We start from the raw sequence: 12,810 nt of genomic DNA, 5'->3' as shown, positions 1-12,810 counted from the left end.
TATGAAATTGATAATTGTGGTCACGCTGATGCTGCTGTTTCATCATGCAGCCTGGGCGGCAACGTTCTTCGACCTCTCCTGCCACACCATCCACGGCGTGCTGCTCCCTGCCGGCGGCGAGGCGGAACCCGTCCTCCTGTTGAATCCCCAGGGCGCCAAGGCCCTGCTGGCCTTCAGCGAGGCCCGGCTTGGGCGCGATATTGCCGTCACCCTGTACGGGGAGCCGTTGCTCCGCATGCATCTTCTCAATCCGCTGCGCACGGGGCGGATTCCCCTGGACGCGGCGGCGCTGGAAACGGTCCTGTCCCTGGTCCGGGCCAGATGTCCTGCCGTGCTCAGGGCTGCGGTGCCGGAATCTCGCCGGTTTGTCCGCCCCCTGAGTCAGGCGGATCTGAAAAGCCAGGCGGCAACGCCGCGCAGTCCGGCATTTCCCGTCACCTGCGCAGAGGTGACCGCCATCACCCTGGCGAAGCTCCCCGATGCCCTATGGCGGGAGGATTCGACGGAAGGCGTTCTGTATCGGGTGGGGATTCACCTGGACGATGCCGCCCGGCAACGGTTCGCGGCCTTCAGGGCTTCGGCTGAACCCACCTGGGTTGTCTGGGACGACGTGGCCATGCCCGTGCGGCGGGTGGAATTGGTCGTCCAGGGGCAGCGGCTGTTGAGCGATGCGCCATTGCTGGATGGCTTCGCCAGTGATGCGGTGCTGCTGATCGTGCGCACGCTGTCATCCGCCTTGGCCCTGGCCCGTACCGCCTGTCCGGACAAGGTCCCGTCGGAACTGCTGCGCCTGGATCTGCACGGCCGTGAGATTGGCCGCGAGGCCATTGCGCCGGGGCCGTCCCCTGGAGAGGATGCACCATGAGGGCAATGCGCCAGTTGCGAGGTGTCTGGTGGTGCCTGCTGCTGTGGCGCATCGCTCAACAGCCGCTGCCCCGGCCCTGCGGACCTTCAGCGGGGCCCGGCTTGGGCGTGATATTGCCGTCACCCTCGGCATGCTGGCGCACGAAAGCGACTGGGTTCGGCAAGGAGATATTGCAAAACTTAAAAAATGGAGTAGTGTCTGGCCGGAAATCCACCATGTTTCAGCAATCCAATCTGAAGGGGGGAAACGCCATGGCTAATTGTGAAATGCTGTTAAAGTGTATTTTTTTCAATGATAAAATGGCGAATAAACCTGGAACCGCAAACCTTATGAAAGAAAAATACTGCAAGGGAGATTTTCAGGAATGTGCCCGATACAAAGTATGCAAGACACTCGGGCGCGACAAGGTGCCGGGAGATTTGTTTCCAAGTCAAATGGATAGGGTGAGACAACTTCTTAAGCAATAAGGGTGCATGCCCCCCCGACAAGGCCGGGGGGGCAACCGCTTGTAAGGCCTTCTCTCTTGCAAGGCCCAGCTTCACAGATTCGCTGCGCTGGAATGCCCGCCCGTCTCCGGGGCCTCACAACAGATATTTCAAATAATATCCGCAGGTCGGATAGACCCAGACCGCCTGCCGCAGGGCGGAGAGGGGCACCTGTGCCCGGATGGCCAGGGCGAGGGTATTGATCATCTCCTCGGCGTTGTGGCCCACCAGATGCGCGCCCAGCAGACGGTCGCCGTCTTCGTCCAGAATCACTTTGGAGAGTCCCGCGTGTTCGCCCAGGCGTTTCCAGGGGAAGGAGTTGGCCAGATTGTATGTCTTGACCCGGTGCGGCACGCCGTCCGCCTCTGCCTGGGCCTGGGAAAGCCCCACGCTGGCCACGGGCGGGATGCTGAAGCACACGCTCGGGATGCCGCGATAGTCCACTGTCTGCAGGGGCTGTCCCTGGTGCAGGGCGATGATGTTGGCCGCCGTCACCGCCCCTTCCAGGCTGGCGCTGGGGGTGAGGTTGAAGGGGGTGGCCGCGCAATCGCCCGCGGCAAAGAGGTGCGGCTGCGCCGTCTGCATGGTGGGGGTGACGGGCAGGCCGGCGCGGAAAGCGCCGGGAGTCGCTTCCTGCAGGCCGGCGGCGGCCAGATCCAGCCCGGCCACGTCGGCCTCGCGGCCGGCAAAGTTGAAGAGGGCGTCCACCATCACGGCCTGTTCGGTCCCGTCCTGGTCGAACACCACCAGCAGTCCGTCGGCCGTGGGGGTGACGGACAGCACCGAGGTGTTAATGCGGATATCCATGCCGGCTTGGCCGAGGGCTTCCACCAGGGCGGTCACGCAGTCCAGATCAAGACCGCGCAGCAACCGCTCCGAACGGTGCAGCAGGTGCACCGTGGCCCCGGCGTGCAGGGCGAGGCTGGCCAACTCCAGGGCCACCACGCCGCCGCCGATGCAGGCGATGCGGCGGGGCAATTCCTCCAGCTCCAGAAACTCGTTGGAGGTGGGCAGCGGGCCGACCTCGGAGAAGGACACCGGCCGGGGCACGCGACCGGTGCAGATGGCGATATACTTGCCGTGCAGCACGTCCTCGCCCACCTGGACGCGATGGGCGTCCAGGAACCGGGCCGCGCCGTGATAGGTTTCGATCCCTTTCATCTGATAGGCGTTTTCCGCAGCGTCCGGGACGGGCCGGGTGAAGCTGTGCACAAAGTCCATGAGCTGCGGCCAGTTGACGCGCAATTCGCCCTCCAGGCCGTTCGGGGCCAGATGGCGGACAGCGGCGCGCAGCTCCGCCGGACCGAGCAGGACTTTTTTGGGGTTGCAGCCTCGCAACGGGCAGACGCCGCCAAAGGCATCCTTTTCCAGCATGGCCACCGAAAGTCCGGCCTCGCTGCAGGGTGAGGCCACGGCGCCGCCGGCTGGTCCGCCGCCGATGACGATGAGGTCGTAGGAGTGTTCCATGGCGTCTCCTTGCGTATGGGTGGTTACATCGTGGAAGGGTACACCATGCGCGATGGATTGCACCACAAAAAAGCGGCCCGGCGCATCACGCACCGGGCCGCAAGCACGCGGGGGAGGGCAGGCGTCAGGCGGCCTGACTGCAGGCGGCCACTTCCGCCAGTTCATCCACGGAGAAGACGGCGTTCAGATCCAGCAAAATGCAGAACCGTTCGCCCATGCGGGCCATGCCGGTCATGAACCGGGTGTCGATGCTGGCCCCCAGCCTGGGGGGCGGGGAGATGGTATCCTGCGGAATCTCCAGTACTTCCTGCACGGAATCCGCCAGGGCTCCCAGCAGCACCGCCTCGGCGCCGACAGTGACTTCTGCAATGATAACGCAGGTGTTGACCGTGTCCGGCGCTGTCTCCATGCCGAACTTCACCCGCAGATCCACCACGGGCACGGCATGGCCGCGCACGTTGATGACGCCACGCATGTACGGCGGCGTCATCGGGATGCGGGTGGTTTCCGCCGCATCAAGGATTTCCCGCACCGAGGCGATGTTGCAGGCGAACTGCTCGCCGCCCAGGGTGAAGGTGAGGTGCTGATTGAGCTGGGCCAGGGTCTCGCTCATGCCAGCCTCCTAATACCGTTCAAACTCGTCGTCGGCCAGGTCGTCCTTGAGCTCCAGCCGCACGCCGCCTGAGGCGGCGGTGTTGGGCGCGGGCCGCTGGGTTCTGCCCTGGATGGCCGCCTTGGGCTTGGCGGCGGGCAGGGGCTTGCGCACCACGGCCGCCGTGCGCCGCACTGTGCCGCCGGTGCTGTCCACGCGGAAGAAGGACATGGTGGCTTGCAGCTGCTGGGCCTGGCTGGAGAGTTCCTCGGAGGTGGAGGCCATTTCTTCGGAGGCCGAGGCGTTCTGCTGCACCACCTGATCCAGCTGCTGGATGGCCTTGTTGATCTGATCCGAACCGGAGTTCTGCTCGTTGGAGGCAGCGGCGATTTCCTGTACCAGTTCCGCGGTGCGTTGGATATCCGGCACGATGACGGTGAGCATCTGCCCGGCCTTTTCCGCAATTTCCACGCTGGTGGAGGAGAGGTCGCTGATTTCGTTGGCTGCCGCGCCGGAGCGTTCGGCCAGCTTGCGCACTTCCGCAGCCACCACGGCAAAGCCCTTGCCGTGTTCGCCGGCCCGGGCGGCCTCAATGGCTGCGTTCAGGGCCAGCAGGTTGGTCTGACGGGCGATTTCCTCAATGATGGAGATCTTTTCCGCAATCTGCTTCATGGCCGAGACGGTTTTGCCCACGGCCTCGCCGCCGGATTGGGCGTCCTTGGCGGCCTTGAGGGCGATGCGCTCGGTCTCCACGGCGTTTTCAGCGTTCTGGCGGATGTTGGCGCTCATCTCTTCCATGGAAGAGGAGATTTCCTCCACGCTGGCGGCCTGTTCCGTGGCGCCCTGGCTCATGTTCTGGGCCGAGGCGGAAAGCTCCTCGGAGCCGGAGGCCACGTTGTCCGACGCGCTCTGCACCTCGCCCACCACCTCGCGCAGGCGGGCGACCATTTCGTTGAGGGCCTTGGCCAGCGCGCCCACTTCGTCCTTTTGGTCGATGTTCAGGGTGCGCGTGAAATCGCCCTGGGCCATGGCCTCGGCAAAAGTCACGCCCTGGGCCACGGGCCGGGTGATCATGCGCGTGATGACCCATGCCAGGAACACGCCGATGATGATCGCAGCAGACAAGCCCACGAAGAGCACGCGGATGGCCGACGCCATGGACGCCACGGCCTCGTTGCTCACGGTGGTGGTGGCCTCCATGCCGGCGGTGGCGATGGCCTGGGCCGCGGCGGTGGCATCCCCGCCCACGCGGGTGCGGTCCGCATTGAGCTGCTGCAGCAGCTTCCACTCAACCAGGAATCCTTCCACGGCCTTGGCATAGGCGGCCGAGGCCTTGCGGCAGTTGGCGATCTGCTCCAGGTTTGCCTGCTGGCGGGTCACTGTCTTGAGCTGATCAAGAATCGGGTCGATGGCCTGCAGGGCCTTCAGGGAGTCGTCGGCAAGGGACGCGTCGCGCCAGGCCATGGCCTTGATGTTGAGCAGGCGGGCGGTGAAGGCACGGTTGTTGATGTCTTCAAGCCAGAGAATTTTCTGCTGGCGCTCCAGCGTGGCGCTGGACCCGGCCATGGAAGTCAGCTCCGACTTCAAGGCCTCGTGCTGGTCCCGCAGGAAGGGGCTGAGGTTCTGCATGAAGTCCGCGGCCGCCGCTTCCATGGCCGCGCGCATTTTGGCCATGGCCTGGATGTTGTCGCGGGTTTTGGTCATCAGCAGCTCGTATTCGGCCGTCGCTTTTTCGGCCTGCGGGAGCTGTTCCTTGAGTTTGACCAGGCGCGGATAGTGCTCGGCATGGGCCTTGGTGTTCCGCAGCGCCTCCTTGAGATCGGTCAGCGCGGCGGTGGCCTGCTGCCAGAAGGCGTCTTCTTCGCTGAAGCCGTAGCCGCGCATGGCGTACATGAGGGCGGCGGTGTCGCGCTCAATGCGCCCGGCCAGACCGACTTCCGGGATGAATTCATTGGAGAGCGTGGTGGACTGATCCTCCACGCCTTGCATGTTCCAAATGGCTACCCCCCCCAGGGCGCACGAAATGACGATGAGCAGCCCGAAACCGATACCGATTTTATACGCCAGTTTAAGATTTTTCATGAGCTCCCCCACGAAAGCTGGTTGGCGAATAGCCTGGATTCATTAGTCATCCCTCGTCATGGGGGATGATATCCGTACGGATGGCTGGCTTCATGACTACGGGATATGCACTAAAACCGCAAGGCGTTGGGGGAAAAAAGCTGACACGACGGCCAGAATCTTGCCAGAAGTCCGGGCCGTGGCTACAGTTGTCATGTTTCGAGACCATGCAAGGAGGACCAGATGGGCGATGTGTTTGGCGTGATTGTGCTGGTGGTGCTCGCCGTGGCCCTGTTCGGGTTCATCCTGCCCAAGGCCGGCGTGTCCGGCTGAGGGCCGGCGTCCGGCTGCGGGTCGCAGTCCAAAAAAAAGAAACGGCGCTGAAATGCAACACGGCGCAGGGGAAGACTCTCTCCTGCGCCGCGTTTTTATACTGATGCAAGAAGTTATGCCGGCGTGATGACCCGCAGTCCGCCCATATACGGCACCAGGGCCTCGGGAATGACCACGCTGCCGTCGGCGCGCTGGCCGTTTTCCAGCACAGCCACCAGGGTGCGGCCCACGGCCAGACCGGAGCCGTTCAGGGTGTGGACGAGGCGGGATTTCTTGTCCGCCTTGCTCTTGCAGCGGATGCCGGCGCGGCGGGCCTGGAAGTCTTCGCAATTGGAGCAGCTGGAGATTTCGCGGTAGGCGTTCTGGCCGGGCAGCCAGACTTCCAGGTCGTATGTCTTGGCCGAGGAAAAGCCAATGTCACCGGTGCATAATTCGATGACGCGATAATGCAGGCCCAGCTTCTGGAGGATGGATTCCGCGTGGCGGCGCAGTGTCTCCAGCTCGGCATAGCTGTCTTCGGGGCGGCAGAGGCGCACCAGCTCCACCTTGTTGAACTGATGCAGGCGGATGAGGCCGCGGGTGTCCTTGCCTGCGCTGCCCGCCTCGGAGCGGAAGCAGGGCGTGTGGGCGCAGTAGGCCCGTGGCAGGGACTCTTCAGGCAGGGTTTCGTCGGCGTGCAGATTGGTCACGGGCACCTCTGCCGTGGGGATGAGGTGCTGGTCCGTGCCTTCGAGCTTGAACAGATCCTCGGCGAACTTGGGCAGTTGCCCGGTGCCGTAGAGGGTTTTGGCGGTGACGATGACCGGCGTGGCCACCTCGGTGTAGCCGTTTTCCTGGGTGTGCACGTCCAGCATGAAGGCCGCCAGGGCGCGCTCCAGCCTGGCAGCCCAGCCCCAGGAGACGGCGAAGCGGGCCCCGGAGATCTTGGCCGCGCGTTCAAAGTCCAGTCCGCCCAGGGTCGCGCCCAGCTCCCAATGTTCCTTGGGGGCGAAGTCGTAGGCCGGCTTTTCGCCCCACACATGCACCACGGGATTGTCGGCCTCGGAAGCGCCCACGGGGGTGCTGGCATGGGGCGCGTTGGGACAGGCGAGCATCCAGGCTTCCACCTTGGCGTCGGCCTCGGCCAGCAGCACATCCAGTTCCTTGATGCGGGCGTTCACCTCGCCCATGCGGGCCATGAGGGCTTCCGCAGGCTCGCCGCTGCGCTTGCGTTTGCCGATTTCGGCGGACGCGGTGTTGCGTTCAGCCTTCAGGGCGTCGGTTTCCTGGATGAGTCGGCGGCGCTCGTCGTCCAGGGTCAGAAAATCATCCACATTCAGGGGAGAATGCCGATGGGCCAGGGCCTGACGGATGGCGTCCGGATCTTTCTGCAGGCGTTTGATGTCGAGCATGGTCGCTTCTTCGTGGTTGGCAGGGACGGGGATGATGCGCGAAACAGGGTAGCGGAATCGTCGCCGCCGGTCCAGTGGGGCCGGCTTCAGACATATGGCTCCACGCGGCCGGCAAAGCGCCAGGAGCATGGCGGGCGCAGGCCCATGGCCGCCAGGCGGGGCAGGGCTGCGGCCGGGGTGTCGAAACAGACCAGCCGGCCGGCTTCCAGGGCCAGCACATGATCGCAGAGATCAAGCACCGGTTCCAGGTCGTGGGTGGAGATGACCTGCGTCATGCCGGCGGTCTGGTTTTCCTGGATGATGGCGCGCAGCTCCAGGACGGCCGGGTGGTCCAGCCCGCTCAGGGGCTCGTCCAGCAGCAGCACATCCGGCGTGGCCAGCAGGGCGGCGGCGATGGCGCATTTGCGTTTCTGGCCATGGGAGAGGGTATGGATGGGCGCGTCCCAGAGCGCGGCCAGTCCCATGCGGGCTGCCAGGGTCCGGGCGGCGGCGAGGTCGTCGGTTCCCAGGAGCAGATCTTCCCCCACCGTGGCCCCCAGGCATTGCAGATCCGCCTCTTGCAGCACCAGCCGGGCGCGGCTGCGCAGGGCGCGTTCGTCTCCTGGCGATTGATGCCCGGCCAGATGCAGGACGCCGCGGGTGGGGGGATACAGGCCGGCCATGAGCCCCAGCAGGGTGGATTTGCCGCTGCCGTTGCGCCCGGCCAGACAGGTGATGGAGCCCGCCGTCAGGGCGAACGTCAGATCCTGCAGGGCAGGGGGGGCGTCTGCATATGCGAATTCGAGATTGGCAGCGGAAATCATTTTGTCATGCCGGGCGAAAGATGGTAGCACGAAACCGGAGGGAAATCGCCGCCGGCGGTTTCCCGTACCGCATCAGCCGCTGTCTGGGCAAGCCTGCAGCGGCAGGGAGACTGGCATGACGTCCGCCATGGAGTACCATCACGCCACCAGCCACGTGCGCGAACGGCTTGCCGGCCGGGAACTGGACTGGGCGCATCGGCCGGAAGTGTTCAAACGATATCCTCCTGGCGCAGTGGAACAGCTACTGCCCCTGCCTGCGTGCGCCGTTGCGGCCGCGCAGTCCCTGCCCCTGCTCCTGCAGGGACGCCATGCCCGCACCGGCCGGCCCAGTCTGCAGCAGTTATCGAACATCCTGGGCCTGGCCTCCGGCATCACCCGGACTCGCATCCAGGGCGGCGGGGCATATCATTTCCGCACCTGGGCGTCCGCCGGGGGGCTGTTCCCCTGCGAACTGTATCTGGCCCTGGGCGGGGCCTGGGAGCATGCGGACCCCGAAGGCCGTCTTGTCCCCGGGCTCTGGCACCATCAGCCCGAAACCCACAGCCTGACCCTGCTGCGGCACGGCGATGCCCTGGGCGTGGCGGCCATGGCGGCGGGGCTGCCGGAGGCTTCTTCGCGTCCCTCCCGTTTGGCCGGCGTGGCCTGCATTACCGCCATCGTGCACCGCTCGGCCTGGAAATACGGCGAGCGGGCCTACCGCTACCTGCTGCTGGACGCCGGGCATCTGGCGGAGAATCTGCTGCTGGCCCTGTGGCTGGAGGGCTACGGCGCCATGTGGGCGGCGGATTTCAAGGACGACGCCATGAACGCCCTCCTGGGACTGGATGGCGAACGCGAGATCTGCCTGCTGGCCATCCCGTTTTTCAGCGGCGAGATGCCGGACGCCTTTGCCGCCATGCCGGCTCCGGCCGGACCCCTGGCCGAGTTTGCCGATCGCAACGCCGTGCAGGACGCCAGCCGGTGCGCCCGGGTGGAACGGCCGTGGCCGGTACTGTTGGGCCTGCACCGCGCCGGCAACATCGAGTCGCGTTTTGTGGGTCGGTCCGAGGCAGCCTCGCCGCCGGCGGTCGAAACGCTGTTCGGGGCAGACGTCCGGGAGCCCCTTCCCTTGCAGGATGCCGCCGCCGTGCATGCCGAGCGGCTGTGGCCGTCCATCTCGCGGACCATCCTCAGCCGGCGCAGCCAGCGTCGGTTTGTCTCGGAGCCCGTGCCGGCGGCCACGTTTCAGGCGTTCTGCCACCTGCTGTGCGACCGCAGTCTGCAGGACCGCGGGGCGCGCAACCTGTGCCTGGCCCTGGGGCTTCGGAATATTGACGGATTTTCAGACGGGCTGTACGCCCTGGACAGGGAGGGCCGGACCCTGACCTTACTGCATCCTGATGCGCCGCACGAGGCCCTGGCCCTGGCCTGTCTTGGGCAGACGTGGATGGTGCGGGCGGCGGTGCAGGTGTGCATGGTGGCAGATGTGGCCGCGTGCGAGGGCCGCTGGGGGCCGCGCAGTTACCGGGCGCTGGGGCTGGCTGCCGGGCGGCTGGGCCAGCGGGTCTATCTGGCGGCCACCTCCTTGGGCTGGGGGGCCTGCGGCGTGGGTGCTTTTTTTGACGACGAAGCCGGCGCCGTCCTGGGCCTGCGGGGCGCGGCGCGCCTGCTGTACGCCGTGCCGGCCGGGCCAGTTGCGGAGGCGACGTGATATTTTTTAAGTGGAATCGCTTGCCTTGCGGAAGGCCCCTTGCTATGGCCTCTCCAACCGGCTATGTCTTGGAAGAATGGAACAGGTTGCAATGACTGGCGACTGTCAGCATGCAACCCGCAACCGCCACTCTCTCATACAACCTGACTTGGTCACCCCTAGCTTAAGGAGAGGACAATGCCTATCGAAGTCAATGACGATTGCATGGCCTGTGAAGCCTGTGTGGAAATCTGCCCCGACGTGTTCGAAATGAACGAAGAAGGCGACAAGGCTGTGGTTATCAATCCCGATTCCGATCTGGATTGCGTGGAAGAAGCCATCGACAGCTGCCCTGCCGAAGCGATCATTCGGTCCTGAAGTCGCTGTTCCCCAACGTTGTACGAACCCCGGCCTGGCCATTTTGGTGACCGGGCCGGGTTCCTTCCTTTTCACCGCGTCGCGCCATGACACCACCCTGGACGCCCCTCGCTCTTCGTCTGGAAACCCCGGCCGTGCTGGTGGATCAGACGCGTCTGGACGCGAATCTCCGCCACATGCAGGGCAAGGCCCAGACCCAGGGCGTTGCATTGCGTCCGCATGCCAAGTCGCATAAATCGGGGCAGATTGCCCGGCTGCAGTTGGCCGCAGGCGCGGTGGGCCTCACCGTGGCCACCGTCGAGGAAGCCTGTGCGTTCCTGGCGGCCGGCGTGCCATCCGTCACCATGGCCTATCCGCAACCCCAAGTCGCCAGACTGGAACGCTGCATGGCCCTGGCTGCCGCCAAGGCCGCCGAACTGCTGTTTGTGGTGGATGGCCTGCTCGTGCTCACGGCCCTGGCCGAGGCAGCCGCGAAACATCCGTGCCCGGCCCTGACCGACGGCGACTCCCGCTGGGGCGTGTTTCTCAAGGTGGATGTGGGCCTGGGACGCTGCGGCGTGGCGCCGGAATCCGGCGTGCTGGTGGAGCTGGCCCGGGCCGTGTCCCGGTGTGCCGGACTGCGCTTCGCCGGCATCCTCTCCCATGCCGGCCATGCCTATGCTGCGGGCGATGCACAGGGCGTGCGGGCCATCGCCGGCGATGAAATCCTCAAAATGGCCCTGGCCAGAATGCGGCTGCAGGACGCCGGCTTTCACCCGCCGGTGGTCAGTGTGGGCGCCACGCCCACGGCCCTGGCCGCGGAATCCTTTGCCGGCGTGCAGGAAATTCGTCCCGGCAATTACATCTTTCTGGATCTGCAGGCCGTGCGCCTGGGGCTGGCCACCCTGGACGACCCCGCCTTGTGGGTGGTGGCCACGGTGGTGAGCCGCAACTGGAAGTATTGCATCCTGGACGCCGGCTCCAAGACCCTTTCCTCCGATGCCGGCCCGCACGGTCTGGCGCTTGCTCCCAGCCCTGACGAGGACGCTCCCCGGCACGGCCTGGCCTTTCCGCTGCATCCGGAAAGCCCTGGCGATGCCGAGGGCTATCCCATCGTCAAACTTTCCGAAGAACATGCGTTCATGGTCCACCATGGCATCGGCCCCCGCGTGGGCGAAAAGGTGCGCATTCTGCCGGCGCATGCCTGCAGCGTGACCAACCTGACGGAGCACCTGACCGTGGCGTTTCCCGATGGCCGGCTGGAATCCTGGCCTGTGCTCGCCCGGCCCGGCAGACCGGCCGCGGCCCCGCCGGCAATCTGATCATGCCTCCTGATCCGTCTCCCTGCGATGCAGCCGCCGCGCCGGTGGTGGTGGCGGCCGGCGTTCTCTGGAAGGAGGGCCGGTTTCTGGCGGTGCAACGTCCCGCAGGCAAGCCCATGGCCGGCTGGTGGGAATTTCCCGGGGGCAAGGCGGAACCGGGCGAAACCGTGGCCCAGGCCCTGGTACGGGAGCTGCGCGAGGAACTCGGGGTGGAGGTCTTGTCCTGGGCGCTGTTTCATGCCACCACCCACGTGTACCCTCACGCGCATGTGGTGGTGCATTTTTTTCATGTGGACCAATGGTCAGGCGAGGTGCACCCGTACGACGGGCAGGCCCTTGTCTGGTGCGATGGCCATACCGCGGCGGCCCTGCCGTTCCTGCCTGCCGATCAGGGCGTGCTCGCCCTCATCCGTGCAGACAGCACCCGGCTCGCCGTCGCGCATGCGGAAGGCAAGGAGTAGTCATGCGGATTATCGAGTTGATGGCCAACGGGCAGTTCGTCTCCCTGGAGTTCTTCCCGCCCAAGGAGAAGGAAAAGTGGCCGGAATTTTATGAGGAAGTGGAGCAGCTCAAGTCCCTGCGGCCGCTCTTTGTCTCCGTGACCTACGGTGCCGGCGGCTCCACGCGCGATCGCACCCTGGAGCTGGTGACGACCCTGAAGGGCGGGCACGGTCTGGTGCCCATGGCCCACCTGACCTGCGTGGGCGCGGAGGAACAGGCCCTGGCCGGGTATCTGGATGCCCTGGCCGCGGCCGGCGTGCAAAACATCCTGGCCCTGCGCGGGGACCCGCCCAAGGGCGAGGCGAACTTCATCCCCAGCGACGCCCGCTTCCGCTACGCCAGCGACCTGGTGCGATTCATCAAGGCCCGGCACCCGAACATGTGCGTGGGCGTGGCCGGTTATCCGGAGAAGCACCCCGAAGCCCCCAGCATGGATACCGATCTGGCTGCCCTGAAAATCAAGGTGGACGCCGGCGCAGACTTCATCGTCACCCAGCTCTTTTTCGACAACGCCCTGTATTTTGCCTATGTGGACCAGCTCCGCGCCATGGGGATTGCCCTGCCGGTGCTGCCCGGGGTGCTGCCGGTCCTCTCCATGGCCTCGGTGCAGCGCATGGCGGCCATGTGCGGGGCCTCCATCACCCCGGAATACCAGGCCGAACTGCAGGCGGCGGATGCTCTGGATCAGGCGGCCAGGGAGCGCGGCGAACCGGCCGCGGCCGTGCCCGACGCAGGCATCGCCCATGCCCGGGAACAGGTGCTGGGCCTGCTGCGCGGCGGTGCGCCCGGCGTGCATCTGTACACCTTGAACAAGGCCGCGGCCTGCCTGCGCATCGTCAAGGATGCCGATGTCTGCCCTTTGACGGGCAGTTGCTGACACCCTTGCCGGTTTGACTGGCCATGCGGGGCGGTGCTGCTGACACGGGCAGGCCGCCTCGCCCTATTTGCTGCGGTCGTGTGGGGT

12 protein-coding genes are annotated in these 12,810 nt (G+C 65.6%); 7 read left to right on the top strand and 5 right to left on the bottom strand.

Annotated elements, in window-relative coordinates:
- Nucleotide 1 precedes the first annotated feature (1 nt).
- Nucleotides 2-865 (top strand): hypothetical protein, encoded by an 864-nt coding sequence (locus DGI_RS02015; protein WP_027192944.1) that lies wholly within the window; start codon nt 2-4, stop codon nt 863-865.
- Entirely contained in the window at nt 862-1,332 is a 471-nt protein-coding gene (locus DGI_RS19155) for a hypothetical protein (protein WP_235621136.1), read from the top strand. The genes DGI_RS02015 and DGI_RS19155 overlap by 4 nt, the downstream gene beginning before the upstream one ends.
- A gap of 114 nt (nt 1,333-1,446) precedes the next feature.
- Here the strand turns inward: DGI_RS19155 and DGI_RS02010 are convergent, their stop codons facing one another.
- The 5 genes from DGI_RS02010 to DGI_RS01990 all read right to left on the bottom strand — a co-directional run bounded on the left by DGI_RS02010 (nt 1,447) and on the right by DGI_RS01990 (nt 7,997).
- Nucleotides 1,447-2,817, bottom strand: a complete 1,371-nt coding sequence (locus tag DGI_RS02010; RefSeq protein ID WP_021758969.1) for a dihydrolipoyl dehydrogenase family protein — start codon at nt 2,815-2,817, stop codon at nt 1,447-1,449.
- A 124-nt stretch (nt 2,818-2,941) separates the two neighbouring features.
- Nucleotides 2,942-3,430: a chemotaxis protein CheW gene (locus DGI_RS02005; protein WP_021758968.1), complete on the bottom strand. Its 489-nt coding sequence runs from the start codon at nt 3,428-3,430 to the stop codon at nt 2,942-2,944.
- Nucleotides 3,431-3,439: 9 nt separating this feature from the next.
- Nucleotides 3,440-5,491 (bottom strand): HAMP domain-containing methyl-accepting chemotaxis protein, encoded by a 2,052-nt coding sequence (locus DGI_RS02000; RefSeq protein ID WP_021758966.1) that lies wholly within the window; start codon nt 5,489-5,491, stop codon nt 3,440-3,442.
- A gap of 425 nt (nt 5,492-5,916) precedes the next feature.
- The gene (gene serS / locus DGI_RS01995; protein WP_021758964.1) at nt 5,917-7,194 is read right to left on the bottom strand and encodes a serine--tRNA ligase; all 1,278 of its coding nucleotides are present in this window, start codon (nt 7,192-7,194) and stop codon (nt 5,917-5,919) included.
- 86 nt (nt 7,195-7,280) lie between these two features.
- A complete protein-coding gene (locus DGI_RS01990; RefSeq protein WP_021758962.1) occupies nt 7,281-7,997 on the bottom strand; it encodes an energy-coupling factor ABC transporter ATP-binding protein in 717 nt (238 codons plus the stop codon).
- Between the two features lie 115 nt (nt 7,998-8,112).
- On the opposite strand from DGI_RS01990, the gene DGI_RS01985 reads away from it, so the two are divergent.
- The 5 genes from DGI_RS01985 (at nt 8,113) to metF (ending at nt 12,723) form a co-directional block, all read left to right on the top strand.
- Nucleotides 8,113-9,687 carry a SagB/ThcOx family dehydrogenase gene (locus tag DGI_RS01985; RefSeq protein ID WP_027192945.1) on the top strand — a complete coding sequence of 525 codons (1,575 nt, stop codon included), beginning with the start codon at nt 8,113-8,115 and terminating at the stop codon, nt 9,685-9,687.
- 177 nt (nt 9,688-9,864) lie between these two features.
- Nucleotides 9,865-10,044, top strand: coding sequence for a ferredoxin (locus DGI_RS01980; protein WP_021758959.1), 180 nt, complete (start codon nt 9,865-9,867; stop codon nt 10,042-10,044).
- An 86-nt stretch (nt 10,045-10,130) separates the two neighbouring features.
- Complete coding sequence (locus DGI_RS01975; protein WP_021758958.1) at nt 10,131-11,345, top strand: alanine racemase; 1,215 nt, start codon at nt 10,131-10,133, stop codon at nt 11,343-11,345.
- A 2-nt stretch (nt 11,346-11,347) separates the two neighbouring features.
- The gene (locus tag DGI_RS01970) at nt 11,348-11,806 is read left to right on the top strand and encodes a (deoxy)nucleoside triphosphate pyrophosphohydrolase (protein ID WP_021758957.1); all 459 of its coding nucleotides are present in this window, start codon (nt 11,348-11,350) and stop codon (nt 11,804-11,806) included.
- A 2-nt stretch (nt 11,807-11,808) separates the two neighbouring features.
- On the top strand, nt 11,809-12,723 hold the full coding sequence (metF, locus tag DGI_RS01965; protein ID WP_021758956.1) for a methylenetetrahydrofolate reductase [NAD(P)H]: 915 nt from the start codon (nt 11,809-11,811) through the stop codon (nt 12,721-12,723).
- The last annotated feature ends 87 nt before the right edge of the window (nt 12,724-12,810 follow it).

The sequence above is a fragment of the Megalodesulfovibrio gigas DSM 1382 = ATCC 19364 genome (assembly GCF_000468495.1).
Classification (GTDB): Bacteria; Desulfobacterota; Desulfovibrionia; order Desulfovibrionales; family Desulfovibrionaceae; genus Megalodesulfovibrio; species Megalodesulfovibrio gigas.
The sequence above is the reverse complement of the archived record's forward strand: the minus strand, read 5'-3'. Positions and strand labels throughout refer to the sequence as shown.

Excerpts from the sequence above, each read along its gene's own strand:
- DGI_RS02015 (WP_027192944.1), top strand. The coding sequence starts at position 2 with ATGAAATTGATAATTGTGGTCACGCTGATGCTGCTGTTTCATCATGCA.
- DGI_RS19155 (WP_235621136.1), top strand. The coding sequence starts at position 862 with ATGAGGGCAATGCGCCAGTTGCGAGGTGTCTGGTGGTGCCTGCTGCTG.
- DGI_RS02010 (WP_021758969.1), bottom strand. The coding sequence starts at position 2,817 with ATGGAACACTCCTACGACCTCATCGTCATCGGCGGCGGACCAGCCGGC.
- DGI_RS02005 (WP_021758968.1), bottom strand. The coding sequence starts at position 3,430 with ATGAGCGAGACCCTGGCCCAGCTCAATCAGCACCTCACCTTCACCCTG.
- DGI_RS02000 (WP_021758966.1), bottom strand. The coding sequence starts at position 5,491 with ATGAAAAATCTTAAACTGGCGTATAAAATCGGTATCGGTTTCGGGCTG.
- serS (WP_021758964.1), bottom strand. The coding sequence starts at position 7,194 with ATGCTCGACATCAAACGCCTGCAGAAAGATCCGGACGCCATCCGTCAG.
- DGI_RS01990 (WP_021758962.1), bottom strand. The coding sequence starts at position 7,997 with ATGATTTCCGCTGCCAATCTCGAATTCGCATATGCAGACGCCCCCCCT.
- DGI_RS01985 (WP_027192945.1), top strand. The coding sequence starts at position 8,113 with ATGACGTCCGCCATGGAGTACCATCACGCCACCAGCCACGTGCGCGAA.
- DGI_RS01980 (WP_021758959.1), top strand. The coding sequence starts at position 9,865 with ATGCCTATCGAAGTCAATGACGATTGCATGGCCTGTGAAGCCTGTGTG.
- DGI_RS01975 (WP_021758958.1), top strand. The coding sequence starts at position 10,131 with ATGACACCACCCTGGACGCCCCTCGCTCTTCGTCTGGAAACCCCGGCC.
- DGI_RS01970 (WP_021758957.1), top strand. The coding sequence starts at position 11,348 with ATGCCTCCTGATCCGTCTCCCTGCGATGCAGCCGCCGCGCCGGTGGTG.
- metF (WP_021758956.1), top strand. The coding sequence starts at position 11,809 with ATGCGGATTATCGAGTTGATGGCCAACGGGCAGTTCGTCTCCCTGGAG.